The sequence below is a fragment of the Paenibacillus glucanolyticus genome, assembly GCF_037333485.1.
In the GTDB taxonomy this organism is placed as follows: domain Bacteria; phylum Bacillota; class Bacilli; order Paenibacillales; family Paenibacillaceae; genus Paenibacillus_AQ; species Paenibacillus_AQ glucanolyticus.
The window spans coordinates 6635434-6660000 of the sequence record NZ_CP147845.1; the positions used below are offsets into that span (position 1 = coordinate 6635434).

Consider the following 24567-nt stretch of genomic DNA (forward strand, 5'->3'; position numbering starts at 1 on the left):
TGGTTCGTTGAATTAGGCTATCCGATCACCGCTTCCCATCTTCGCGAGAGAAGCAGGCGTATTACGATTTACTTGTTCTTCTTAGCAATAGCGCGTGCCCGAATCTTCTCTGCATATCCAGGCTTGTTCTCTTGACGCTGTCTGGCAATGGCCAGATCATTGTCGGAAACCGAATGCGTAATGGTGGAGCCTGCAACAACGAATGCGCCCTTGCCTACCTTCACCGGTGCAATCAAATTCACATTACTGCCGATAAATGCATCATCTTCAATCTCGGTAATGGATTTATTATAACCATCATAGTTGACAGTAATCGCTCCACAGCCGATATTGACGTTTTTGCCGACCTTGGCATCGCCAACATAACTGAGATGGGATACTTTTGAGCCGTTGTCAATCGTGGCATTCTTCACTTCAACGAAGTCGCCAACCTTCACATCTTCACCCAACTTGGCGCCTGGACGGAGATAAGCAAAAGGCCCCACCGATGTCCGCGAGCCGACTTCAGCACTGCTGAGCACCGAATGTTTGACGCTGGCACCATTCGCGATAACGGAGTCTTCAATATCCGTATCGGGTCCGATCACACAGTCTTCTCCGATCACCGTATTCCCCTTCAGGATGGTACCGGGATAGAGCACGGTGTCAGAACCAATTGTGACATCAGCACCGATATACGTCGAAGCAGGGTCAATGATAGTAACACCATTTAACATGTGCGTGCGGTTGATGCGCTCTCTCATGAAACCTTCGGCCTCTGATAGCGCAAGACGATCGTTGACGCCAATCGATTCCGCATAATCATTCGTCTGATAAGCAAGCACGGTCTCGCCGGCTTGTTTCAGGATACCGATGCAATCGGTCAGGTAATATTCTTGCTGCGCATTCTGATTGGTTACCTTATCCAGTGCAGCGAATAGCTTTTTATTGTCAAAACAATAGGTACCGGTATTAATTTCAGTAACTGCGTCCTCTTCCGGACTGCAGTCTTTCTGCTCGACAATCCGAAGTGCACTGCCATCCTCGCCACGGATGACCCGGCCGTAGCCTTTGGGGTTGTCCATATGCGCGGTAAGCACCGTAGCGGCCGCGTTGTTGCTCTCATGAAGCTTCAAAAGATTTTCCAGTGTCTCTGAAGTCACCAGTGGAGTATCCCCGCAAATGACAATCGTGGATCCTTCCTCAGCGCCAAGAAGTTCCTTGGCTTGCTTCACAGCGTGACCCGTACCGAGCTGCTGTTCCTGCAGAACATATTCGGCTGCGTCTTGCAGATATGTGCGGACGGCTTCCGCGCCGTGACCAACGACCACAACACTGCGTTCACAGTTCACCTGCTGTACCGTTTGCAATACATGTCCTACCATCGGCTTGCCACAAACAGGATGCAGCACTTTATATAGTTTGGATTTCATACGTTTGCCCTGCCCAGCGGCGAGCACAATAGCAAATCTTTTCAAGGGCCATGCCTCCTCCTCTTGAACTCACTACTGAATATATATCATTCTACAAAAAAAGAAAAGAGAGCCATAGGTATGGCTCTCTTTTCCTTGAACCCCAATTGTAGAACTTAAGCGCCTTCTTCAATCACTTCTTCTTCTGTAGCCGCGCGCTCATACTCGGCTAATACAGCCGATTGAATCTTCTCGCGGGTACCGGAAGAAATGGGATGGGCAATGTCGCGGAATTCTCCATCAGGAGTGCGTTTGCTCGGCATTGCAACAAACATTCCATTGTTTCCGTCGATGACGCGAATGTCGTGAACGACAAATTCATTATCGATGGTAATGGATGCGATTGCCTTCATTCTCCCCTCAGAGTTAACACGGCGGAGTCTGACATCCGTAATTTGCATATGTGTTCACCACCTTTTTCCATCAGAGACTTGGTGTATAATTCCACACAGCAAACCCGAAATCCTTCTTTTTTCTACTATAAAATGTCCTAAAAACAGGAATTTTTTTTAGAAAGTGATATTTTCGACAGACTTCGGGCAAATTCGAATGAAAACGCTATTATATCGACAAATATCGCGATCCTATTTTTCGAAGTAATTACCTGGGTTCACGGTAATCCTCTTCGTTTTGGAGTCCACATCGCTTAGGATGGCGAGTGAGATATAGTCCTCCAGAAGCCTTTCCTCGGTTTCAACCGCTCCCGACTCTACCAATACACCTACACCTGCGACTTCGGCATTAAATTCACCCAGCAGATCAACCATACCTTGTATGGTACCCCCCGCCTTCATAAAATCATCCACAATCAGCACACGGGAGCGTTCTTTGAGCGCACGGCGGGACAATGACATGGTGTGAATGCTCTTGTGTGAGCCCGACACATAATTGATGCTTACGGCCGATCCTTCCGTCACTTGATGGTCCCGGCGAACTAGTACGACCGGCAGGTTCAGCTGGGCCGCTGTCGCATAAGCCAGCGGAATCCCTTTGGTTTCCACCGTCATGACTACATCAATATCCCGGTCCGAGAATGCGGTAGCAATGATCTTGCCTGCCTCGTTCATCAGCGAAGGCTGTCCAAGCAGATCCGACATGTACAGGTAGCCCCCCGGCAAAATCCGGTCCGATTGCTGAAGCTGCTGACACAGCTCCTCGGCAAACCGCAGCGCATGATCCTTGCGTAGCTTTGGAATGTGCCGGACTCCGCCCGCTGCACCAGCCAGCGTCTGGAGCTCTCCGAGCCCCTCACTCTCAAATACGTCCTTAATGATCGCCAAATCCTCACTGATCGATGACTTGGCCGCTCCATATCGCTCGGCGAACGTCGTCAGCGGAATCAACGTATGCGGTTTGGATAGTAAATATTGGGTCATGTCGACCAATCGTTCGCTTCGTTTTAATTTTTTCACTAGGGTTCCTCGCTAAATCCGAATATTATATGTTAAATATAACACTTTTGTACGTATTTATACAACTTCAATTGAAATTCGCCCCCGAATTGTCAATAATAACCGTTTCTAGGTAAGCAGGCGAACAGCATACACTTCCTTGCAGAAACCCCGCAGACCATTATAAATCCGGGCCACCTTGGATTCCTTCGATACCAGACCGAAGACCGTAGGTCCGCTTCCGGACATCAACGCTCCATCGGCTCCCAGCTTCAGCATCCCTTCCTTCAGCTGCTGAACTTCGGGGTGCATCTTCAAGGTAACCTCCTCCAGCACGTTGCCAAGCGATTGGCACATCAACTGGAAGCTGCCCTGCGCAAGCGCCTCTACCATACGCTCAGCGGATGGATGGTGCTGGATCTGCTCGCTGCGCAGACGGCCGTAAACTTCCGCCGTCGATACGTTGATCGGCGGCTTCGCCACGATCACCCAGCACTGCGGCGGATTCGGGATCGGCGTCAGCACCTCGCCGCGCCCTGTCGCCAGTGCTGTGCCGCCGGTTACGCAGAACGGCACATCCGAGCCGAGCTCCGCGCCAAGCGCAAGCAGCTCTTGCTGGGGGATGTTCAGCTCCCAGAGGCGGTTCAACCCACGCAGAGTTGCCGCTGCATCACTGCTGCCTCCTGCGAGTCCTGCCGCGACGGGAATTTTTTTGTCCAGGTGAATGTGCACACCCTTCTTCACGTCGTAGCGCTCTTTGATTAGTCTTGCTGCCTGAAAGGCCAAATTCTTCTCGTCCAGCGGTATGTATCCTGCCTGTGAGGTGATGATGATGGTGTCCCGCCTCTGTTCCGACATCTCGAGCCGGTCGGCGAGGTCGATCATCGTCATGACCATCTCTACCTCATGAAAGCCGTCAGGACGTTTATGGAGTACATCCAGCATCAAATTAATTTTGGCCGGTGCTTTTTCGTATATTTTCAAGAACGTTCACCTATCCTTAGCTTTTCCCATATGCTTGAACTTACCATATTCAGAGAAAAACATCTATTGCCTCTATCTTAACAAACTCCGGCGATGAAGTCATGGGACCGTCCGTTGCAGCGTACCCGTGCCGCTTGAGCCGCAATAAAATAACAGGGCCTCCCGCTTTACGGAAGGCCCTGCCCTGTGGTTTACAGATCTGATTTGCTAGCTGCCCGCTCTGCGAGCTCAATCGCCCGTTTTACCATGTTGCCGGCATCCTTGGCTTTAATGCCTCCCCAGCCTTCCTTCTGCACGGTGTCGTAAAATCCCAATTCCTTAGCCAATTCGGTCTTCAGTTGATCTGACATAATACTGCGCCTTCTCCGGCTCATCAAACCCGCCTCCTTGGAAAATGTATTGAGTATGGCATGAACGGCTTACAGCGCGTTGTAGAGGCCTTACGTAAAGCTCCTCAAGGCTTAAGTCTCCACTGGCCGCATTCAGGCGGCTGAAGAGACCCGCGCAGCCTTAGTATGCGTTCCATATCCCCTTGTCATTCCTCTGGAGAGCTGGCAACAACAAAAAACAGCCTCCCTGTGAGTGGAGACTGTTCTCGACATATCGTTATGACTTGATATAGGTGATTCGCATCTCGTTGTCATCACCGGTTACCATGATTTCCACGGTTTCGGTCAGAATATCGGCATAACTGTAAGACACACGTTTAAAAGTCTGCTGGTCTTGATCCAGCTTCACAATGAAAACAGAAGGGTACGTTTCTTCCAAAACACCAGTACGCTCGACGGTCTTCCGACGGCCACCGTTAGCCCGAAGCGTAATTTTTTGCCCTAAATGGGCATCGAGACTGCGTTTGATTTCCAACAGCGCATTTTTAGCCATTGTCGACGACCACCTCTTTCCTTGTCCATTATACCGAAGATTCAGTCATTTGTCAATTCAAAAACATTAATTATATCAGCATCAAAAATACCTTGTCAACGAATTTTTTTTGATCCCGTATTTCTCGTGTTCATTTGTTTTAATATGCGCTAAAATGACAAGCTTTATGTATTTTTTTTGACAAATTTCTTTAAGTTTCGAAAGAAAAAATAAAAAAACCCCAGCTTGTGGGGTTCTTCTTGGTTTGTCCTCAGCGGCATGATTCAACCGCTAGCACTAGGATTTAAAGGCTAGCTAACGGAAGGCGTAACCTTCAAAGTGGACAAATCCTGCAGTTTGGGCAGACCGATCCGGTAGCTGCCTCTTGTTTCGATTCCGCCCACGCCTTGGCTGCCGCTAATCGTATGATGGACGATATCATGAATATTCACGGTTTCCCTGACCGACGTATAAGCTGCCTTGGCAGCTACATACACGGGATCCAGCGCATGGATGAGAATTCGCCCTGGCGAGCTGGCAAAATTGGCTCCTGCCTGCAGAAGTGCTTCGAAATGCGATTGGCACGCACCGGCCACAATGACCAGGGAATCCAGATTCCGCTCATACTGACGGGCTACCTGGATAGCCGTGACGAAGTTGTGTGAATTTTTATAGCTGTCCAAGCTATATAAGTCGTATGGCTGTCGTCTCTTGAGAACACCATCATGACCTGTAATCACAACGATATCGGGTCTTACCCGGGGAAGAAGACGATATAATGAATCGGCCATCGACGACTCATTGATATAATGGCCTTCCGCTGGTACCCGAAGCTGATTGTACAAGGCCATGCTTTTCTTCAGGTACTGGGGATCTCCATCCAAATGCAGCACCTTGCCCGGCACGTCAAAGTATCCCTTATTCGCATGCTGGTCGCCTTCGATATTTCGCAGATTGGCCAGTTGACGCTCGCTCTGCTCCTGACGGTGCTTCTGAAGGCGGTCAAGCGACTCACTGGCTTTAATTTGTGCCTGCTTTGTTCGTTCGCTTACGGCGGGATGCGGGACCGTGACCAAATCATTAACGGGAGCGTCGGCCAATAACCGGAATTCCGTCCCTTTGATGACGATATTATTATTTTGCCGCATGCCTTCTACCCGGAACGTTACATCGCCGCCGTAGGATTTACGAACGACCAAGTCTCCCAAGTTCATCACAACATCACCCCTACCCTATGGTATGGGCCACTGTGACTATTGGTTCTTACGAAGCTTCAATTTATCATGTTAAACCCCTTCAGGGCCCCCTGCGCACGTCAATCTGCTGGTCTATCGAATATCGGCGTTGTACAGCACATTGCTAAGTTTGGCATACTCTTCGATGCTGAGTGTCTCTCCGCGCCGTGAAGGCACAATTCCTGCTTCCTGCAGCAGCTGTTCCAGCCGCTCACGTCCTTCACCCGCAAAGAACCGGCTCTTCAGGTTATTGGCGATGGTCTTCCGCCGCTGTGCAAAAGAAGCCTGTACCACTTCGAAGAAAAACCCTTCGTCTTCTACGCTAACAGGTGGCTCTTCCCGTACGGCTAGGCGAATAACAGCCGAAGCGACATTGGGCTGCGGAATAAATACCGTATGCGGCACGATACAGACCAGCTTAGGCTCACTGTAATATTGGACAGCGATGCTGAGACTCCCGTAATCCTTGCTTCCCGGTGCCGCAGCCATACGCTCTGCTACTTCCTTCTGGATCATCACGACGATATTCTCCAGCGGCAGCTTCTCCTCGAGCAGCTTCATCAGAATCGGCGTTGTCACGTAATACGGAAGATTCGCAACGACGCTGACTTTCGATACGCCCGCAAAGTCTTGTTGGAACAACTCATGAAGATCCACCTTCAATACGTCCCCATGATGAACCTTCACGTTCTCATAAGGCTCCAGCACTTCCCTCAGGATCGGAATCAAGCGCTGATCAATCTCTATCGCTGTAACCGTTCCTGCAGTCTGTGCAAGCTTCTCCGTCAATGCTCCGATGCCAGGACCGATCTCTAGCGCTCCTTTATCCTCATCTAATCCTGCGGCCTCCACGATTTTGTAGAGAATATTCTGATCGATGAGAAAGTTCTGACCCAAACTCTTCTTGAAGGAGAATCCATGACGTGAGATGATCTCCTTCGTCCGTCTTGGTGTTGATATATCATCGAACCGGCTCATGATTTTACGCCCCCCTCTTCCAGCTGCGTCAGCGCGGCCAGAAATTCTTCACGTGATATTTGAAACGTGGCCAGTCGTTTATGAAACTGCTTGCTGTTGCAATATCCGATGCCCAGCAGGTTTCCCATCGCCATCCGTCTTGCCGCAGCCTCCGGATGGGCCGATAAACCGGCCTCCATCATGTCCTGCAGACTGATCAGGCTCTCTCTGCCCTCGAAGGAGGTGTGGACCCTCTCCAGCGCACGCAAAATGGCCTCAGGAGAGGCGTTCTCAACGCCGATATCCCCTTTTCGGGTAGCGTCCTCTTCCGGAATGAAGGCGTGTTTGCAGCCTGGCACGCCCTGCTCCACGATTTTCCGAATCCGCTCTCCTGCATGATCGGGGTCCGTTAATATAATAACGCCTCTGCGCTCCTGGGCAAGCGCGATGCGTTTAAGGATTTGCTTATTGATGGCAGAACCGCCCGTTTCGATCGTATCCGCGTCCACGGCCCGTTTAATGGCTACCGTGTCGTCCCTGCCCTCCACAACGATTACTTCTTTAATCATGCGATTGCTCTCTTCCTTTCCAAGCAAGGCCGGCTTGTACAGCGAATGGTCAGCTTCAAGCCCCATAGGCCTTATATTATTACTCGTTTTTTACAAAACAAAAGAAGAGGAAAGATTCCCTCTTCTTCATCATCATTTATTATAAGCTAAATAGTATAGCATTAGAATGGCATTGTAAATTGGAATTCATTCGTTTAGTTCAATTCAGGTTTAACCGGACCGATCACGTAAACAGTACGGCCGCTTTTACGTCCGAAATTCATAGCGGATTTCAACGAATCATAATAAACATCAATTTTGTTTCCTTTGATGGCACCGCCCGTATCTTCCGCACGACGGAAGCCGATGCCTTCAATATACACCCACCATCCGATGGGGATGATATTAGGATCTACCGCAATCGTCCGACCTTCCGTCACACGTGTTCCGGATGCTGTCCGAGTGCCGATTCCTTGCTGCTCGGCAGAATACGCCGTCATCGACACGTTGTTCAATACCTTTTTGTATTTAAAATCAACGCCTGCCCGAGAAGCCACATTATTCTCCACCGCTTTGGCGGTTGTTACCTTTTTCGTGCCGGAGAGTTTAGCCGGTGTTGCTTTCACATCGGTGGCTGCCGCTTGAGCAATAGCGGGTTTCTCCACTTTTTTCGTGCCTACAGCAATAATTTTGTCCTTCGTTCTGCGCTCAATCTCCTGTGAAACCTTGGTCTTGGAAACCAGCTTGCCATCGTGATAGACCTTCTCATAGTGATTTACCATGATGCCGGACTCACCCCGCTGAATCACGCGGTTGTCACCCTTTTCGAGCGATGGATCGGCTGTCTTAATCACACGAAATTCCCGGTCTTCTATTTCCTTAACATTTTGTTTCGTAACGCGCACGACGTTGATACTCATATCGCTGGTAAGCTTCGTATGCTGTGCCGGTTGTACTATATCTTCACCCTGGATCGTAATGCCAGCTTCTTTCAGTACATGATCAACCGTATCCTGGGATGTAAATATGGTTTTGGTTTTGCTGCCAACTGTAACCTTGACTGGAACTGCCCGTTCAATGATGATCCGGTCGCCGTCCTGGATCGCACCGTTTAGAGGCATCGAAATCTGATCCTCTGGGCTCAACGTGATCGCTTGCTCATCCAGCAATTCCTGCAGCAATGATCCACGTGTTTCTACTGTGGTGACACGACCATCGACCACAAGCTGAACTTCCTTGCCTGTCTGATCATGTACAATCAACGAAACGAGAAGTGATACCGTAACGGCTCCCATCGTGCCGAGCAACATCAATTGACGCAAATTGTCATGCTTCCATCTCAATGCGTAAGACATGCTGGATGATTGTGATTCATGGGTTTCTTCAGGTTGAAAAATGCCCACTATTCCATCCTCCTTCATAGTCCCGCCGTCTTCAGTAACGCATGAATGCATTTGACGTGACTATAGCAATTATTCTCACAAGGCGCCCTGCTATCTATCTAACACCCTGCGTCAATTCCCGTCTTCCCGTCCATCTACCACCACCTCCTGATTACCAAGAGTATGATGATCCCTTCGCCATTATTCAAAAATAAAAGAAAGCCATTGAAAGAGTACTAGAGGCTCTAACGTGGCTTCCTGATGATTAGAATCATGGAAATGGTATGCACGAGATTTCCCCTCTTATTTCGCTTACGGAGTTAGCTGTCGGGTTCGGACGTAAGAGAGACGCCCTATATCCGGATACCCGCTCATGGCGAGATCCTTCAAATTCACCCCAAAGACCCGATAAAGAAATCAAATACGGCTTGGTGCATTCAGACCTGTATGCACGGCAGTATCGGTTCCCCCGTTCTCCAGAATTTCGGAGATTAAGCGAGACGGTTCATGAAATATTCGGCTGGCGATCTGCACATCGCAGCTTCTTATCACTGAAAAGATGATATCCTGTTTACATGCAGGTTGTAAAGCAACAATCAACCACATTTTCTGATGTAAATGGTTAAAATATTGTAATATCAACGCCTTTTCTGATTAAAAAACTTTAATTAATCGAAAATGCTCTCTTTTTCATCGCTTTTGCTCTCAATTTCGTTAAATGCCAAATCGTTCCAGTGCATTTTTGGTGGTAATTTGGGCCAATTCCTCTAAGGACATGCCCTTAATCTCGGCTGCGGTCTCCGCCACTAATTTTACATAAGCGGTCTCATTTCGCTTCCCGCGGAAGGGGTGGGGGGTCAGATAAGGCGAGTCCGTTTCGATCAATAATCGATCGAGTGGAACCTGCGCCAATACCTCTTTAGGCTGCTTCGCATTCTTGAAGGTAATCGGTCCTCCAAATGAAATATGGAATCCCATATCCAGACACATTTTGGCCGTTTCCCAGCTCCCGGAGAAGGAGTGCATTACACCGCCGACCTCAGCGGCTTTTTCCTCCCTCAGAATCTTTACGATATCTTCATGTGCATCCCGGTTATGGATGACAATGGGCATGTTCAGTTCCCGAGCCAGTCCGATTTGGCGGCGGAATACTTGATGCTGTACTTCTTTTGGGGATGTATCCCAATAATAGTCCAGACCAATCTCCCCGATAGCCACCACCTTCTCATGACTGCATAGGGAGGCGATCCAATCCAGATCCTGATCCTCCATGGTGATGGCATCTACAGGATGCCAGCCTACCGCTGCATATATAAAGTCATAGTTCTCTGCCAGCTTCATCGTGGTCGGGATGGTCTCCCGGTTAAATCCGATGTTAATCATCCGGCTCACGCCGGCTTCAAGCGCCCGCGCGATGGTTTCCTCCCGGTCCTCGTCGAATTGGGGAGCATCCAGATGAGTATGCGTGTCGAACAGCATGATATTACCCTCTCCTTTCCTGTCGTTTCCTTGTCGTATATTTTCCTGCAGCACTGCTTATACCCATCATGCTGCGGTTGTCCTGCTCACCAAGTTAATTCTGCTGCTTAAAAATCTCACCTATCTTCTCCGGCATCTGCTCCAGTAGCGGATACACCTTCTCCTCCGGAAAATAAAGATGATATCGCCCTTTATGAATGCCGCTGATAGAGCGTACAATATCGGACACCTCGGAAATTTCCCGCAGCTCATCATGCCGATCCAGAAGCAGGATCTGCTTCTCGTTAAGCGGCATATCAGAATGAACCTTATCATAAGGAAGATCGGTTGGAAAATCAATCTCCAGGTCATATTCCGGATGCAGCCCCGCATCGCGGAACGCTTGGCGTATCCCGTCGATGGTCTCCAAATCGATATTGTCGATTTCTACATATTTATAGAGCTTCCGGTGCATGAAACGGCCGCATAATTCGCCAAGAAGCTTGTCTTCCTCCTCGGTCCATTGCAGAAATGCCGTCTGAATAAGCGCTTCATCCAGGCGCAGGTATTGATTTACACCGATATTGCCTTCAAACAGGGCCGGAAGCGGCTCGACCATAAACCGGAAAGCGTACCCGTTGTCATGCAACTCTTTTGCACGGCGAAAAATTTGACGCAAGATGATCTCCGAACTTCGGGTGACAGGATGAAAATACACCTGCCAGTACATTTGGTACCGCGACATCAGATAATCCTCCACGGCGTGCATGCCGGATTCCTTGACCACCACGCGGTCACGGAACGGCCGCAGCATCCGCAATATCCGGTCGATGTCAATGGTCCCATAATTCACTCCCGTATAATACGCATCCCGCAGCAGGTAATCCATGCGGTCTGCATCAAGCGGACTGGTTACCAGGTTCATGACAATCGGCTTATCATACGTCTTGTTAATGACGGAAGCCACTTTCTCCGGAAAATCTGCCCCAAGCTCCTGAAGAACCTTGTTAACACAAGTATCACCAAGCAGTATCCGGCATGTCCAATCCTCGTGGTTCATATTGAAGGCTTCTTCTATAGAGTGGGAAAAAGGCCCGTGTCCCAAATCATGCAGCAGCGCCGCACAGAGAGCCACATGCCGTTCCTCGGCTGGCCAGTCAGAATACCCTCTCCGTTCGAATTGAGAGATGATTCTTCTCGTAATTTCATAGACACCCAGAGAATGAGAGAATCGGCTGTGCTCCGCTCCGTGGAAAGTCAGGTAAGAGGTCCCAAGCTGCCTGACCCGGCGGAGCCGCTGGAATTCCGGCGTATTGATTAACCTCCATATGATATCGTCCTGCACATGAACATAATTGTGGACTGGATCCTTGAACACTTTTTCTTCCGATATTGGGGAATGCATCCATCTCATCTCCTTATCATTTTGATGTGGATATGGCCGTTTAACACTTCTTTTGACAACTAATGTCGAACAATGTCGAATAAGGTAAAAACGCGCTTTCCAAATCGACAAATAGAAAATTGCAACAATAATTGGTTCGATTATGGTAATTCCTTTGTTATACAAGGGTTTTGTTCACTATACTTTCGTAAATAGGTTCCGATTTTTCAAAAATATAGGTTGACTGTTTTGGGAATCGTTGGTACTATAAATAACATAAAAACTAGAACTATGTCGAATTATGACTTTTTTAAATTATGGCGAGAGGGGCATTTATAAGTTATGATGAAATCAACAGGAATTGTAAGGAAAGTCGATGAGCTTGGACGGGTCGTCATTCCAATTGAGTTACGCCGTACGCTCGGAATTGGTGAGAAAGACGCATTGGAGATTTATGTAGACGGCGAACGCATCATGCTTAAGAAATATGAGCCTGCCTGCATCTTCTGTGGTAACGCTGAGAATGTCACTTACTTCAAGGGTAAAATTGTTTGCCATGAATGTATCTCGGAAATCCCTACACCTGTGACAAATTAAGATTTTTAGTATATAATAGCATTATTACACTTTGTTAATTCTAACCTTTTTCATATCTCCTTGGCACCTTCCTCGGCTTTGAACCCGGCCGCAGGAGGGTCTTTTTTTGAGATTAAAGAAAGTTTTCAGTGAAATGCAAGCCATTCTTCAATCCTTTACGGGTCCCAGCAAAGTTTTTAAAATAATCATCAAAGCATAGGCTCTACTTTGTGGGCTATTTGGCTATCCCCCTGCGCCAGGTATGGGTGGTCATGAATCTGCTAATAACGCGTTATATATATCCCGCTTCGATACACCGCGATCACCCGCGGTTTTTTTCATAGCATCCTTCCGGCTTAATCCTTTCCGCTCATAATGCTCTACATGCTCCTCCAGCGAAAGCTCCTGCCACCAGGCATTTTTCTCCCGAAGCTCTTCCTCTGCACTGCCCGCCTCTACCACCAAACAGTATTCACCCAATGGAGGATGTTCCGTAAGCCACTCCAGGCACTCTGTCACGCTTCCGCGTAGAAATTCCTCATATCGTTTGGTCAACTCGCGTGCGAGGGTCACCTTCCGATTTCCCAGTACCTCTTGCAGGATCTCCAGCGTTTTCTTCACACGATGCGGGGATTCATAGAACAACAGCGTTCCCTGCGCCGATTGCAGTGCCTGCAGCTGCTCCACGATATCCTTGCGTTCCCGCGGCAAAAAGCCGATAAAGGTAAACCGTTCGGTTGGCAGACCCGAGACGATTAAGGCGGAAAGTGCAGCATTGGCCCCCGGGATTGGAATGACGGAAATTCCCGCTTCAATGGCCAGTGAAACCAGGTCCGTACCAGGGTCTGAAATGGCCGGCAGACCGGCATCGCTGACGAGTGCCACATTTTTTCCTTCTATTATATAGCGTATGATTTCAGGACCGCTCGCCGCCTTATTATGCTCATGATAACTGAACATCGGCTTGGACGGAATTTCGAAATGCGTCAGCAGCTTACGCGATTGCCGCGTATCCTCCGCTGCGATAATGTCGCATTCCTGGAGAATCCGCACCGCACGGTACGTCATGTCCTCTAAATTACCGATCGGCGTCGCCACCAAATAAAGTGAACCCGGGCTTCCCTCGTCCCGAGTTGCATAACTCTGTTGCACGATATTTCTCATTCTTTAGTCTCATCCTCATGTGATCCGTAGTAAATTTCCATGAAATCCGGGCCGTAATTTCCTTGATCGTCATACACAATCAGCGGAGGCTTCAACCGTACCTCCGGCTTCCCATCCCGAATGCCTTCTATGAGCACCATGTTGGCCTCCATATCTACACGCGGATGGACAAAACGGATGACTTTCGGTTCAATCCGGTATTTGCTCATCAGGGTAATAATCTCCGCCAAACGCAGCGGCTTGTGAACCATGCTCATCTTCCCGCCCTGGCGCAGCAGCTTCGCACAGGCTTCAATCACTTCCGCAAGCGTGCAGTGGATTTCATGCCTTGCAATCGCTTGATGCTCATTCAGCTTTAAGTCACTGCCATTCATCGGCATATAAGGCGGATTCACCGTAATCAGGTCATAGGCTCCATACCCTTTTTCCTTGTACAGCTCCCGCAGATCGCCTTCATGTATCGTGATCTGCTCCTGTAGACCATTCATCGTTACACTCCGTCTAGCCATATCGGCCAGTCTGGGTTGTATCTCGATGCCTTCAATCGGTGCACCCGTACGTGTCGACAGCAGAATGGGTACAACTCCGTTCCCCGTGCACATATCCAAAATGCGGCCCCGCCGTGGTACGCTGGCAAACCTGGCAAGCAGGACCGCGTCCATGGAGAAGCTGAAAACCTCCTCGCTCTGGATGATTCCAAGCTCATGGGTGAGCAGATCATCAATTCGCTCTGATGTCTGTAACAGCACTTCTTTCAATTTCATAGTTTCAACCCTTTATCTCCATAATAGATCCTTGCCTCGTATTGCCCTAACTAACCGCATGTCGGGCCTATAAAATACACAAAAGGCTGCTCTTCACATTGCATGACAAGCAGCCGTATGACGTTCTTATCGATCCTTACAGTATAACCTTTCCATTCTAGAAAAAAACCGTAGGCAGTTTCTCCTACGGCTTCTCATTTATTCAAAAAAGACAAGCAGAACAGGCAATCCCCTTCCGTGCGCAGATGTCCATAATAGACATTGCAAATGTGGAAGCCTTCATGATACAGCCGGGCCAGGTTATCATATCCCTCACCGACCACATCTTCTCCATGTTCCTCATCCTTCACATGAGGCTGAGGTTGTATAGCAACTGGGTTTTCAAATTCTGCCGGATTGACTTCCCTCTTTAATATTTTCCGGAGCTGTTCATTTTCAAGACTGAGGCGATGGTTCTCTTCCAGCAGTTCCTTGATGACCAGCTTAAGTCCACCCAGTTCACTGTGTATATGTCCCATCTGTGTTTCCAACTCTTGAATGAGCACAAAAATGTTTTTCTTCTCCAAGTCTACACCCCGAAAATAAACATTCTATTGGACTACTTGATGACAACGTCATCCATCGGAAGTTCCTTAACCTTTCCAATTTCAAACAGCTGAACATGAACCGTCCGCTTATCCGCATTAAGTCCGACTACTTTGCCTTCTCCCAGCGAAGTAACGACAAGCTTTCCAGCGGATGGAAGCTCTTCTTTCACGCTTTCATAATTATCATGCTCAAATTTCAGGCAGCACATCAATCTTCCGCATAGCCCGGAAATTTTAGTCGGATTGAGCGATAGGCTTTGATCCTTTGCCATCTTGATCGATACCGGCTCAAAATCACCAAGCCATGAGGAACAGCACAGTACGCGTCCACAGGGTCCAAGACCGCCGAGCATTTTGGCTTCGTCACGAACTCCGATTTGGCGAAGCTCGATTCGAGTTCGGAATATACTGGCCAGATCCTTAACCAGTTCACGGAAATCCACACGGCCTTCGGCGGTGAAGTAGAAAATGATTTTGTTGCGATCAAATGTGAATTCCACATCGACCAGCTTCATTTTCAGCTCGTGATCCCGAATTTTATTTAAACAGGTGGTGAATGCATCTTTCGCGGCGTGCTTGTTCTCTTCAACCACACGGGCATCGGAATCACCAGCGATGCGAATGACCTTCTTCAGTGGAAGAACAACGTCCGATTCACCAACCTCCTTCTTTCCTATCACAACTTGACCATACTCTATGCCTCTCGCGGTTTCCACAATGACGGATTGTTCCTTCTCCACGGGCAGATCGAGCGGATCGAAGTAATATATTTTGCCCGCTTTCTTAAAGCGGACACCTACTACACTGTACAAAAATAAACCCCCTTGTGCCTGTACATATTGGCCATTCTTCGGGCCTGGGGGTGTGCTCACGCCGGAGTGTTACCGCCCAAACCCATCAACAACTGCTCTAAACTGAGCTGTCCATTGACATTATAGCGTAACTTCTTCTGACACTCTGCGGCCAAATCCATGTATGACACCCACTGTGCTGTGCTGCGGGCTGACGCATGACCAGAGATATACTCCGCCTGATCTATGAAAACGAGAGACTCTTTCCTTCCATACTGGACATGGATCATGTCCTTAAACCATAAATGAAACATGCTGAACAATAGGTCCAGATGATCAGAGAGTTCTGTTTTGAACACTTTTTGACTCGCTGTAATCATAGCTGAGCCGCTTCGGTTCAAAGACTCCTTCCCTAATTGTAACACTACGTTTCTAATTTCTGCAAACCAATTCTCATTCAATATTTTCCTGCACTCATCAATTCCTGATGCAAGATGAACTGCGCAGCGCACAAGTGCAGCAGGATAACCTTCACCTACCAGGACCTTCTCCATCATCTGTGGATCCAGTGCCCGGAACGGTACTTGCTGGGATCTGGACTGAATGGTGGGCAGAAGTGCCTGTCCATTCTCGGCTATCAGGATAGCTACCGCCGGCGACTGCGGCTCCTCCAAAAATTTAAGCAGACTGTTGGCTGCCTGTGTTGTCATTTTCTCCGCCCGATCAATAATATAGACCTTCGGATTGCGGTTCTCCGAGCGATAGGAAAATATGCGCTGCAGATCACGAATCTGATCGATCTTGATGCTGGCCCCATCCGGCTCGACCATCGTAAGGTCAGGATGATTGCCATGGTCCACCTTGCGGCATTCCAAACAATGCCCGCAGGCATCATCTTCAAGTTCCGTACAAAACAATGCCTTGGCGAACGTAAGCGCCGTCTGCATCTGCCCGGCACCGTTAGGACCGCTGAACAGATAAGCATGACTAACTGCATGGCGGCGCAAGGCATTTTGCAGCAATTGCTTCGCAGTCTCTTGACCTACGATATCATTAAAAGACATAAGTCCTCACTTTCTACCGATCCCCATGCCTTCATGGCCGTAACACCTCATGGATCGTTTTAAGCTTCCTTACAATTAAAATACAAGATTGATCAGCATGCCGCGAATTTCTCCAACCTTGTTCAGCAAATCAATTCTCCCTTGCTCCGTATCAAGCAGATCATCTGCCATAGCCAGCAGCGCAGAATCAACCTCATCTATGACATTATAACGCTTGCCGCGCCCCCGGCGGTCCCAGCCCCGTGTTTCCTTCATCTTCACACCGCGCCGAACCGTTTCCTCAAGGAAGCGCCGAACCATCATTTTATAAGTCTTCAGCTCCCGAACAGTCATGACTTTGGCCAATCGGTTCCCTTGTAGTGCAATTTCACGCATTTGACGATTCAGTTCCTCATGGGTTGCACGTTCCCCCTGCTGCTGCATCATATCGGAGAATGATCGCTGCTGAATCGGTCTGGCGTTGCCATCCGGCACCGTGATTTCACTTTTCATGGGCCGAAAGCCCGGATTAATCTTCACCCTGATCCACCGCCTCTTGCGTAATTCTAGCATCTTAATAAAACGGAGGCATCCGGTACGTTCATAAATCGAACAACCTATGCCTCACGTGAACGTACCTTGAAATGGTTTTCTTGTCAAGCAATTTACCAGCAATCATCTGATACATTCAACAGTTTATTTGGAGTTCATCTACATCATTACCTATTAAAGATCATCTCCCGAGTACGGCGATCTACGGTAACTATTTTTATTATGATACAGAAGAGGTTCAAAAGATAGTCGATACAGGAGAACACAGCCGTCAAATATCCCAATAAAAACATCCGTTACGTGCTATCGCAGATCCAGAAAATGAATTTAGAAATGCTCGAATCGTTCAACAGGGAGCACAAATACCGTAGCACCGCCAACCTGTACTTCGACTGGAAGCGGTAGATAGGAATCTGTAGTACCACTCATTGGGGTTACCGGAGTGACCAGCTGCTCACGAACCTTACAGCTTGTGCGAATGACACTAAGCACGCTTTCAACCTGTGAATCGTCTACCCCAATCATAAAGGTGGTATTTCCCGCCTTCAGGAAGCCGCCTGTGCTGGCAAGTTTCGTTGCCCGAAAATTAGCTTTGACCAATGCGGCAGAGAGACGGTTGCTATCTTTATCCTGTACAATCGCAACAATCAATTTCATGGTAAACCCTCCTTGTTTAATTTGGACATCGTGTGCCCCTATCACTACTTATTTGACAAACAACCTCAAAAATCCTTTAATATCGCGTCTTCCAGGTGACGATTCATTTCCCGTTCGACCTGCGCCGGTGTCTTGGAAGCATCCACGATGCGAATTCGACCCGGATTACGCTCTGCTACCAGCAGATAGCCCTCCCTAACTTTCTCGTGAAATGTCAGGTTCTCCATATCCAGTCGATTCCATTCTCTTTCGGCATTCGCTGCGATCCGTGAAAGGCCAATCTTTGGCTCGATATCAAACAACAGCGTCAAATCCGGCATCCGGGTATCGATGGCGAACTGATTGATGCTCCACACCTCTTCCATCCCCAATCCGCGTGCATATCCCTGGTAAACCAGGCTGCTGTCCACGAATCGGTCACAGAGCACGGTCAGCCCCTGCCTTAATGCCGGCTCCACCTTCTCCACAAGATGCTGTCGGCGGGCTGCCGCATATAATAATGCTTCGGTGCGTGCATCCATCGCGGTGTGCTCCGGATCCAGAATAATGGAGCGAATCTTCTCCGCAATCTCAATGCCCCCAGGCTCGCGGGTAATCAGATAAGGTATCGAATGATTCTGCATAAAGGCGGCGAGTCTGCCCATCATGGTCGTTTTACCGGATCCTTCTCCTCCTTCCAGGGTAATAAATAGTGGTCTGCGATTATTCATAAGTATCCTGCTTTCATCTTTTGTTGATCACGGATCTAATATGTGTCGACTATCGATATCAGTGTATACTTCGAGTTCCTTGCCTCATAATTCCTTAAAAACGACAATGCTTGCCAGTGTTGGATCCTTGATGCCCTGGCACTTGGCCCCTGCCTCCCTTAATGCCAGCATTCTCTGTGCCATCTCCATGGCTATGACCTCGCCCGGATACAGAATCGGAATTCCTGGCGGATAGGGAATCACCATCTCCGCGACCGTTCGTCCGGCGATGCTCTCTATTGGCACGGACTCCACCATCTCCCTGTCGATCGGCTTCAGTGAAAAGGGAACCGGAGCTGAATAGGGAGTTTCCCCGGGCAAATTGTTCCACGTGGAAACATTGGGGGTTACATATTCTTCAGTTAACAAGCTAGCATCGACATCGATATAATCAAGATTTTCTTCCGGACGAAACGCTGGCTGCTCATACCTCGTGAAATCCCCCTGATCCCGCAATTTCCGGATCAGCAATTCCGTACCCTCTGGTTGATCGCCTGGTTCAGTCCCGGTCTTCTCCAACGCCTCCTCCTGCTCTACAATATGCACAAGAGCCCATAAGACGTGATTCGCATCTTCCTGGGTCGACCCTAACGTAAACAATAAGACGACGTACAGCTCGTCGCTCATCTCCGGCACACAGCCGCGCGCCTCTAGTGCGCGCTGGAGTGCATACCCGCTCAGGGACCCGGTGCGGTCATATATGACCGCTTTGAACGGGTCCTGGCGGGTATACGCCGCAGCGGCTGTGCCCGCGGCGTGGCCCCCGGGCTGCGGCGGCTGCAGCAGCCCGAAGCGCGGCAGCTTCGCTAGGCCGCGCCGGAAGGCATCCACGGCGGCAAGGCCAGCCGTGAAGGCGCCTGCGCCCTGCGTGTGCAGTAGGCGCCGCGCCAGGTCCAGCGAAGCCATGAGCGGGTACGAGGGGCTGGAGCTCTGGACCATTGCCAGCCGCTGACGCAGCAGGCTGCGGTCGAGCAGCCCGCCCTGTACGTGCAGCATGGCTCCCATCGTCATCGCGGCTAACATCTTGTGCGTGGATTGAACCACGCCATCCGCGCCGCAGGACAGGGCATTCATCGGCAGCTGGGGATGCTGCCCGTAATGGGCTCCATGCGCCTCATCCACAAGCAGAGGAATATCATGCTCATGGCATGCCTCTGCTAGCGGCCTCAAGTCGCTGCCCATCCCGTAGTAGTTGGGCATCGTTACGACGGCCCCTCTTGCCTCCGGGTAAGCCTCAAGCGCTGCTGCCAGCGTCGCTGCAGGAGGAGCAACAGCCAGACCACTGGACTTGTCCATTTCCGGCTGAAGAAAGACCGCCCTTGCCCCTGCCAGCATTAATCCGTTTAAGACAGACTTATGTACATTCCGTTGTACAAGCACGATATCCCCAGGCTCCCGGCATACCGTTAGGATTAACGCCAAATTGCCGGCAGTACTTCCACCCACGAGGAAAAAGCTCTCCTCGGCTCCAAAACAATCTGCTGCCAGCTCCTGTGCGTCCTGAATGACCCCTTCAGGATGAAACAAATCATCCGTCCCGGTAATTTCCGTCACATCAATACGCATGGCTTCATGCAGCATGTCTGCGCCGTTCTTGTCTGCCTCGTATGCCCTGCCATTCTTGTGACCGGGTACATGAAAAGAGGAAGCCCCCCGATCCCGGTATAACGCCAATGCTTCTGCAAGTGGGGCAAGGTCTCTATGTGTAGTCATCGACATATCCCTTCGGATTACATTCTCTAACCTATTTTAACGCAATTTGAAACCTACGCCTACGCCCCAATCCCCTAAACAGCCTGCACAAACAAAAAAAGGCCTTCAATTCAGGCCCATTACACGCGTATCGCGTCTATGCATTTTTAGGCATGGCAATCTGTTTTAATTGACGGATGAAAAAATGATATTTGGCATCTTCCGCACTGGTATGAACGATTTCCGATTCACATTCCTCGCATACGAATTGCGATACAATGGTGATTCCGTCTATCTTGGACTGATTGCATATGATACACACGTGTTCGGTCAATTCTTCCATAACCATCCCACCTTGATCCTTTTACTATTAGTATGACACAGTTTCTATTATTTTAAACCTTTTCATAGGATATCTTTCTACGCTTTATTTATATGTACCCCTTGCTGGCCTTGTGTCTGTACCTTTTTTTAACTTAATAAAAATATGATTTTGTCCGATAAAAACATAAAAGACTGTTACTTCTTGTCTATCGAAATTTATCTTATACCTAAGGAGGACGGCACAGCCCAATGGCAGATCCACACGGTCAAGCCACCTTTTATCACTACCGACTCATTAAAAAAATTCAGATTTCCAAAAGCTTGCTCATCCTTTACCTAAGTCTGCCTGTGCTCGCTGCAGCTGCGGGGATATTTACGGTATCACCCTATATCCCGCTCTATATGCTAATCGCCTTTCCGCTTATGCTATGGATCCAGTATGTCATCGGGCATACGGTGCTCATTCTGCTCGGAGCAGGCTACCGGAAGCGCTGGCGCTTTCGTCTAAAGCTACCGTGGCTTGGCTATATACCGGATCAACACGTCAGCTTGCGTGTATTCACTTTGGTACAGTTCTATACCTGCTGGGTAGGGATTGTCTTAAGCGCTATGATGGCTTTCTGGTTACCGATGCCTTTAGCGATTGCGCTAGCATTCTGGCATCTGTGGCTTCTTCTCCCCCGTGGCTATACGATGCTGCGCCTGACTGGTCAGCGTAAGGAAGGCATGTTAAAAATGAACGAACAAGACATCTCTTACTACATGCAATAACACAGTAAGCTGTCTTCCATCTACATGGGTACATATAGTAATCATCCAGTCCATCATCAAAAAAACACCTCATTCCGAAGTGTTCAAGACCCCATTTTATAGACATTTGAAAAAAACCTAGGCAAAAAACGGGCGTCGGCACTCTACCGGCGTCAGTTTTTTTAGTTTTCGTTGTGGTCGTTTCCGGTTATAAAAACAGAATGTATTTCTCAATTTTGTTTTGTGCTTCGGTGACCGTTCGAATATGAAAGGGTAGAGTCCTTCCGTTTTGAGATGCGAGAAGAAGCTCTCCATCGAGCATTGTCATAACAATTTCCTCGTTGAGAGATGCTGATTCGGGCGCCAACCTTTGGCTGGTAGCATGTCGTGGTAAGCATGAGACGTGTACTGGAAACCCTGATCGCTATGAACGATCCATCCGGTCACGTCTTTTTGCTTAACAAATGCTTTGCTGAATGTGCGGTGCACGAGTTCATTGTCGTCGCGTTCGCCCATGTCGTAAGCCACAATTTCGTTATTAAACAGATCCTTAATGGCTGACAGGTACACCCAACGCTCTCCAACACGGTACTGAGTAATGTCAGTTACCCATTTCTGATTTGGCTTTTCCGCAGTGAAATCCCTTTTCAGACGGTTCTCCGATACACGCTCAGCAGCTGCACACGTGCTTCCAAATCGTCTCTTACGGCGAATTCGAGATTGAATGCCGTGTGCTTGCATGAGACGAAGGACCTTCTTGTGGTTCATCCAAATCCCTTGATCTTGCCAAAGAAATAACTGAAGCAGCCGATAGCCATATTTTCCTTCATAACGCTGATAAACTTGAAACACCTGCTTCTTTGCCTTTGCATCACGATCGATTCGTTTGCGCTTTAAATAAGCGTAATAACCACTTCGGGACACACCAAAAACACGGGAAAGTTTCTGGACATCTCCGTATGCTGCTACCTTTTCCATGATCTGATATCTCTCTTGTTTACTTCCTCCTTCCAGGCGACCAAGCACTTTTTTAGCAACTCATTCTCCCGTTTCAACTTTTGCACATACCGATCCTGACTCCTATATTGCTTCTGACGTCCCCGTCCATCCAGTAGACCGAACCCACCTAGCTCCCTATATATTTTCTCATTCACTTTTTCACACGATCCGCGTCCTGAATCTCCAGGTACTTCGTAATTCAGCGATACGTCCATTTATCATCGATGTGAAGACGAATAGCTTCCTTTTTCATTAGCAAATTGAATAGGTCTTAAATTTTTGTCCCATAAAAATACACCCCCTAGAATTTCATCGGTTAAACCCCGGGGGTTTTTCCAATGTCTATTCTAAGGGGTGCACTTCAAAGCCGGAAAGGGGTCTTTATTCATTCGCTTTGTTGCTTTCCAATCCTTGTATGACTTGTTTCTTAAACTGAGCAGGAACCGTGATTATGAGAAAATCGTCATGCACCGACAGGTGGACGATATTTTTTCCTTTTTCAAAAACTAATGAAGAACCATTGTCTTCCGTTTCCTTCTGCTTCCATCCCCAGGACACGATTTCATCCAGGTAAGCTTCAGGTATACTATCGTCTTCCTTCAGCCCCGGAAGCGCATAACGTACGTAGTCCAAATCACTATTGCCTGTGGTTTGTTCAGTTTTATTCGCTTCCTTCGGAACCGGGAACGACTTTACATTCGCCGCACCGTCGAAGGACTTCCAGCTTGGTTCTGTGGATGCGCCGCATCCGGATCCGATTAACAAAATCGTACCCGCACATATGATCTCTGCTACACGCAGACTATTTTTACGCAACATGTAATTGTCCTCCTTCCCCCACAATAACCGGTCTCCAGATGAGTATTCGTAGTTGGTTGGTTAATGGAGAACCCTCCAATCAGGCCTTCATTCCTATAGCCTGCGTAAATCGGTAAGCACTTTCCCGATTATGCCTAATTCTATTATACTGATTTTCTGCGTGATATCGGTAACAAAATCTTCATCTGTTTATGTTAATTTTATGACCATGTTATATAACAGTTACGGTTATTGACGACTCAACACAATATCATTCATGAGTCGGACAACCTATTCTCCGTAAAAAGCAAAAATAAAAACCACCATCGATTACATCGACAGTGGTTTTTCGCTTGGCGACGTCCTACTCTCCCGGGACCCTGCGGTCCAAGTACCATCGGCGCTGGAAGGCTTAACGGTCGTGTTCGGTATGGGTACGCGTGGAACCCTTCCGCCATCGCCACCAAACGGCTTCAGATGCTTGATCACCTGAAAACTAGATACGAAACGAAATTTGCGTGTATTAGATATCCGTAGCATTACCCGATGTGGTATCGGGGTCCCCGAAAAGTATTCGGCATCAGCTTCAACGCCTTGCTTCACTTTTTGGGGTGTTTTTGGATAAGCCCTCGACCGATTAGTATTGGTCAGCTCCATGCATTGCTGCACTTCCACCTCCAACCTATCTACCTCGTCGTCTTCAAGGGGTCTTACTAGTTGGGAAATCTCATCTTGAGGGGGGCTTCACGCTTAGATGCTTTCAGCGCTTATCCCTTCCGTACGTAGCTACCCAGCCATGCTCCTGGCGGAACAACTGGTGCACCAGCGGTACGTCCATCCCGGTCCTCTCGTACTAAGGACAGCTCCTCTCAAATTTCCTACGCCCACGACAGATAGGGACCGAACTGTCTCACGACGTTCTGAACCCAGCTCGCGTACCGCTTTAATGGGCGAACAGCCCAACCCTTGGGACCTACTTCAGCCCCAGGATGCGATGAGCCGACATCGAGGTGCCAAACCTCCCCGTCGATGTGGACTCTTGGGGGAGATAAGCCTGTTATCCCCAGGGTAGCTTTTATCCGTTGAGCGATGGCCCTTCCATGCGGTACCACCGGATCACTAAGCCCGACTTTCGTCCCTGCTCGACTTGTAGGTCTCGCAGTCAAGCTCCCTTATGCCTTTGCACTCTTCGAATGATTTCCAACCATTCTGAGGGAACCTTGGGGCGCCTCCGTTACTCTTTAGGAGGCGACCGCCCCAGTCAAACTGCCCGCCTGACACTGTCCTCGTACCGGATCACGGTACCAAGTTAGAACCTAGATACGATCAGGGTGGTATCCCAACGTCGCCTCCACACAAGCTGGCGCTCATGCTTCGAAGGCTCCCACCTATCCTGTACAGATCGTACCCAAATCCAATATCAAGCTGCAGTAAAGCTCCATGGGGTCTTTCCGTCTTGTCGCGGGTAAC

27 protein-coding genes, 2 rRNA genes and 1 riboswitch (1 of these 30 only partly in view) are annotated in these 24567 nt (G+C 48.9%); of the genes, 2 read left to right on the forward strand and 27 right to left on the reverse strand.

Features of this window, described 5'->3' with window-relative positions; translation table 11 throughout:
- Nucleotides 1-68: 68 nt before the first annotated feature.
- The 12 genes from glmU to WDY75_RS30570 form a co-directional block, all read right to left on the reverse strand.
- Complete coding sequence (gene glmU, locus WDY75_RS30515) at nt 69-1457, reverse strand: bifunctional UDP-N-acetylglucosamine diphosphorylase/glucosamine-1-phosphate N-acetyltransferase GlmU (RefSeq protein WP_006207420.1); 1389 nt, start codon at nt 1455-1457, stop codon at nt 69-71.
- Nucleotides 1458-1567: 110 nt separating this feature from the next.
- Nucleotides 1568-1852, reverse strand: a complete 285-nt coding sequence (gene spoVG / locus WDY75_RS30520) for a septation regulator SpoVG (protein ID WP_006207419.1) — start codon at nt 1850-1852, stop codon at nt 1568-1570.
- Between the two features lie 183 nt (nt 1853-2035).
- Nucleotides 2036-2863 (reverse strand): pur operon repressor, encoded by an 828-nt coding sequence (purR, locus tag WDY75_RS30525; protein WP_006207418.1) that lies wholly within the window; start codon nt 2861-2863, stop codon nt 2036-2038.
- 108 nt (nt 2864-2971) lie between these two features.
- Nucleotides 2972-3826 (reverse strand): 4-(cytidine 5'-diphospho)-2-C-methyl-D-erythritol kinase, encoded by an 855-nt coding sequence (gene ispE, locus WDY75_RS30530; protein WP_063478223.1) that lies wholly within the window; start codon nt 3824-3826, stop codon nt 2972-2974.
- A 191-nt stretch (nt 3827-4017) separates the two neighbouring features.
- Nucleotides 4018-4200 carry a small, acid-soluble spore protein, alpha/beta type gene (locus tag WDY75_RS30535; RefSeq protein WP_006207416.1) on the reverse strand — a complete coding sequence of 61 codons (183 nt, stop codon included), beginning with the start codon at nt 4198-4200 and terminating at the stop codon, nt 4018-4020.
- Nucleotides 4201-4432: 232 nt separating this feature from the next.
- Nucleotides 4433-4708, reverse strand: coding sequence for a biofilm formation stimulator Veg (veg, locus tag WDY75_RS30540; protein WP_006207415.1), 276 nt, complete (start codon nt 4706-4708; stop codon nt 4433-4435).
- 290 nt (nt 4709-4998) lie between these two features.
- Nucleotides 4999-5901: a sporulation peptidase YabG gene (gene yabG, locus WDY75_RS30545; protein ID WP_036640982.1), complete on the reverse strand. Its 903-nt coding sequence runs from the start codon at nt 5899-5901 to the stop codon at nt 4999-5001.
- A gap of 114 nt (nt 5902-6015) precedes the next feature.
- On the reverse strand, nt 6016-6900 hold the full coding sequence (gene rsmA, locus WDY75_RS30550) for a 16S rRNA (adenine(1518)-N(6)/adenine(1519)-N(6))-dimethyltransferase RsmA (RefSeq protein ID WP_063478222.1): 885 nt from the start codon (nt 6898-6900) through the stop codon (nt 6016-6018).
- Entirely contained in the window at nt 6897-7448 is a 552-nt protein-coding gene (gene rnmV, locus WDY75_RS30555) for a ribonuclease M5 (RefSeq protein WP_036640994.1), read from the reverse strand. Before rnmV ends, rsmA begins: the two co-directional genes overlap by 4 nt.
- Nucleotides 7449-7642: 194 nt before the next feature.
- Entirely contained in the window at nt 7643-8830 is a 1188-nt protein-coding gene (locus WDY75_RS30560; RefSeq protein ID WP_063478221.1) for a 3D domain-containing protein, read from the reverse strand.
- 272 nt (nt 8831-9102) lie between these two features.
- Nucleotides 9103-9317: riboswitch (cyclic di-AMP (ydaO/yuaA leader) on the reverse strand.
- A 206-nt stretch (nt 9318-9523) separates the two neighbouring features.
- Nucleotides 9524-10288 (reverse strand): TatD family hydrolase, encoded by a 765-nt coding sequence (locus WDY75_RS30565; protein WP_006207410.1) that lies wholly within the window; start codon nt 10286-10288, stop codon nt 9524-9526.
- 94 nt (nt 10289-10382) lie between these two features.
- Nucleotides 10383-11672, reverse strand: a complete 1290-nt coding sequence (locus WDY75_RS30570) for an HD domain-containing protein (protein ID WP_006207409.1) — start codon at nt 11670-11672, stop codon at nt 10383-10385.
- 321 nt (nt 11673-11993) lie between these two features.
- Between WDY75_RS30570 and WDY75_RS30575 the strand changes: the two genes are divergently transcribed.
- Nucleotides 11994-12248: an AbrB/MazE/SpoVT family DNA-binding domain-containing protein gene (locus WDY75_RS30575; protein WP_006207408.1), complete on the forward strand. Its 255-nt coding sequence runs from the start codon at nt 11994-11996 to the stop codon at nt 12246-12248.
- A 249-nt stretch (nt 12249-12497) separates the two neighbouring features.
- On the opposite strand, the gene rsmI is transcribed toward WDY75_RS30575, so the two are convergent.
- The 10 genes from rsmI to WDY75_RS30625 form a co-directional block, all read right to left on the reverse strand.
- Complete coding sequence (gene rsmI / locus WDY75_RS30580; RefSeq protein WP_063478220.1) at nt 12498-13391, reverse strand: 16S rRNA (cytidine(1402)-2'-O)-methyltransferase; 894 nt, start codon at nt 13389-13391, stop codon at nt 12498-12500.
- Nucleotides 13388-14155 carry a tRNA1(Val) (adenine(37)-N6)-methyltransferase gene (locus tag WDY75_RS30585; RefSeq protein WP_063478219.1) on the reverse strand — a complete coding sequence of 256 codons (768 nt, stop codon included), beginning with the start codon at nt 14153-14155 and terminating at the stop codon, nt 13388-13390. The genes rsmI and WDY75_RS30585 overlap by 4 nt, the downstream gene beginning before the upstream one ends.
- Nucleotides 14156-14349: 194 nt before the next feature.
- The gene (gene yabA, locus WDY75_RS30590) at nt 14350-14721 is read right to left on the reverse strand and encodes a DNA replication initiation control protein YabA (RefSeq protein ID WP_006207404.1); all 372 of its coding nucleotides are present in this window, start codon (nt 14719-14721) and stop codon (nt 14350-14352) included.
- A 32-nt stretch (nt 14722-14753) separates the two neighbouring features.
- Nucleotides 14754-15554 carry a stage 0 sporulation family protein gene (locus WDY75_RS30595; protein ID WP_006207403.1) on the reverse strand — a complete coding sequence of 267 codons (801 nt, stop codon included), beginning with the start codon at nt 15552-15554 and terminating at the stop codon, nt 14754-14756.
- Between the two features lie 56 nt (nt 15555-15610).
- Nucleotides 15611-16597 carry a DNA polymerase III subunit delta' gene (gene holB / locus WDY75_RS30600; protein ID WP_006207402.1) on the reverse strand — a complete coding sequence of 329 codons (987 nt, stop codon included), beginning with the start codon at nt 16595-16597 and terminating at the stop codon, nt 15611-15613.
- 75 nt (nt 16598-16672) lie between these two features.
- On the reverse strand, nt 16673-17116 hold the full coding sequence (locus WDY75_RS30605; RefSeq protein ID WP_063478218.1) for a YaaR family protein: 444 nt from the start codon (nt 17114-17116) through the stop codon (nt 16673-16675).
- 339 nt (nt 17117-17455) lie between these two features.
- Nucleotides 17456-17785, reverse strand: a complete 330-nt coding sequence (locus WDY75_RS30610; RefSeq protein ID WP_006207400.1) for a cyclic-di-AMP receptor — start codon at nt 17783-17785, stop codon at nt 17456-17458.
- Between the two features lie 65 nt (nt 17786-17850).
- On the reverse strand, nt 17851-18495 hold the full coding sequence (gene tmk, locus WDY75_RS30615) for a dTMP kinase (RefSeq protein ID WP_063478217.1): 645 nt from the start codon (nt 18493-18495) through the stop codon (nt 17851-17853).
- A gap of 84 nt (nt 18496-18579) precedes the next feature.
- Nucleotides 18580-20247, reverse strand: a complete 1668-nt coding sequence (locus WDY75_RS30620; RefSeq protein WP_063478216.1) for an aminotransferase class I/II-fold pyridoxal phosphate-dependent enzyme — start codon at nt 20245-20247, stop codon at nt 18580-18582.
- 136 nt (nt 20248-20383) lie between these two features.
- A complete protein-coding gene (locus WDY75_RS30625; RefSeq protein ID WP_063478215.1) occupies nt 20384-20569 on the reverse strand; it encodes a sigma factor G inhibitor Gin in 186 nt (61 codons plus the stop codon).
- 230 nt (nt 20570-20799) lie between these two features.
- Between WDY75_RS30625 and WDY75_RS30630 the strand changes: the two genes are divergently transcribed.
- Nucleotides 20800-21321 carry a hypothetical protein gene (locus tag WDY75_RS30630; protein ID WP_063478214.1) on the forward strand — a complete coding sequence of 174 codons (522 nt, stop codon included), beginning with the start codon at nt 20800-20802 and terminating at the stop codon, nt 21319-21321.
- Nucleotides 21322-21438: 117 nt separating this feature from the next.
- On the opposite strand, the gene WDY75_RS30850 is transcribed toward WDY75_RS30630, so the two are convergent.
- From WDY75_RS30850 to WDY75_RS30650, 5 genes are all read right to left on the reverse strand, one after another.
- Nucleotides 21439-21615, reverse strand: coding sequence for an IS3 family transposase (locus tag WDY75_RS30850; RefSeq protein ID WP_156515038.1), 177 nt, complete (start codon nt 21613-21615; stop codon nt 21439-21441).
- 9 nt (nt 21616-21624) lie between these two features.
- Nucleotides 21625-22278 (reverse strand): IS3 family transposase, encoded by a 654-nt coding sequence (locus WDY75_RS30635; RefSeq protein WP_156515037.1) that lies wholly within the window; start codon nt 22276-22278, stop codon nt 21625-21627.
- A gap of 402 nt (nt 22279-22680) precedes the next feature.
- Entirely contained in the window at nt 22681-23118 is a 438-nt protein-coding gene (locus WDY75_RS30640; RefSeq protein WP_006207393.1) for a hypothetical protein, read from the reverse strand.
- Between the two features lie 330 nt (nt 23119-23448).
- Nucleotides 23449-23565, reverse strand: a 5S ribosomal RNA gene (gene rrf / locus WDY75_RS30645).
- A 149-nt stretch (nt 23566-23714) separates the two neighbouring features.
- Nucleotides 23715-24567: ribosomal RNA gene (locus tag WDY75_RS30650) — 23S ribosomal RNA — on the reverse strand; it runs 2075 nt beyond the window's last position.

Coding starts and splice junctions, on each gene's coding strand:
- spoVG (WP_006207419.1), bottom strand. CDS start 1,852: ATGCAAATTACGGATGTCAGACTCCGCCGTGTTAACTCTGAGGGGAGA.
- WDY75_RS30640 (WP_006207393.1), bottom strand. CDS start 23,118: ATGTTGCGTAAAAATAGTCTGCGTGTAGCAGAGATCATATGTGCGGGT.
- WDY75_RS30610 (WP_006207400.1), bottom strand. CDS start 17,785: ATGAAATTGATTGTTGCGATTGTACAGGATAAAGATAGCAACCGTCTC.
- WDY75_RS30620 (WP_063478216.1), bottom strand. CDS start 20,247: ATGACTACACATAGAGACCTTGCCCCACTTGCAGAAGCATTGGCGTTA.
- veg (WP_006207415.1), bottom strand. CDS start 4,708: ATGGCTAAAAATGCGCTGTTGGAAATCAAACGCAGTCTCGATGCCCAT.
- rsmI (WP_063478220.1), bottom strand. CDS start 13,391: ATGAGAAATATCGTGCAACAGAGTTATGCAACTCGGGACGAGGGAAGC.
- WDY75_RS30570 (WP_006207409.1), bottom strand. CDS start 11,672: ATGCATTCCCCAATATCGGAAGAAAAAGTGTTCAAGGATCCAGTCCAC.
- holB (WP_006207402.1), bottom strand. CDS start 16,597: ATGTCTTTTAATGATATCGTAGGTCAAGAGACTGCGAAGCAATTGCTG.
- WDY75_RS30535 (WP_006207416.1), bottom strand. CDS start 4,200: ATGAGCCGGAGAAGGCGCAGTATTATGTCAGATCAACTGAAGACCGAA.
- WDY75_RS30630 (WP_063478214.1), top strand. CDS start 20,800: ATGGCAGATCCACACGGTCAAGCCACCTTTTATCACTACCGACTCATT.
- rsmA (WP_063478222.1), bottom strand. CDS start 6,900: ATGAGCCGGTTCGATGATATATCAACACCAAGACGGACGAAGGAGATC.
- WDY75_RS30585 (WP_063478219.1), bottom strand. CDS start 14,155: ATGAAATTGAAAGAAGTGCTGTTACAGACATCAGAGCGAATTGATGAT.
- WDY75_RS30575 (WP_006207408.1), top strand. CDS start 11,994: ATGATGAAATCAACAGGAATTGTAAGGAAAGTCGATGAGCTTGGACGG.
- rnmV (WP_036640994.1), bottom strand. CDS start 7,448: ATGATTAAAGAAGTAATCGTTGTGGAGGGCAGGGACGACACGGTAGCC.
- yabG (WP_036640982.1), bottom strand. CDS start 5,901: ATGAACTTGGGAGACTTGGTCGTTCGTAAATCCTACGGCGGCGATGTA.
- tmk (WP_063478217.1), bottom strand. CDS start 18,495: ATGAATAATCGCAGACCACTATTTATTACCCTGGAAGGAGGAGAAGGA.
- WDY75_RS30625 (WP_063478215.1), bottom strand. CDS start 20,569: ATGGAAGAATTGACCGAACACGTGTGTATCATATGCAATCAGTCCAAG.
- WDY75_RS30850 (WP_156515038.1), bottom strand. CDS start 21,615: ATGGAGAGCTTCTTCTCGCATCTCAAAACGGAAGGACTCTACCCTTTC.
- WDY75_RS30635 (WP_156515037.1), bottom strand. CDS start 22,278: ATGGAAAAGGTAGCAGCATACGGAGATGTCCAGAAACTTTCCCGTGTT.
- WDY75_RS30565 (WP_006207410.1), bottom strand. CDS start 10,288: ATGCTGTTCGACACGCATACTCATCTGGATGCTCCCCAATTCGACGAG.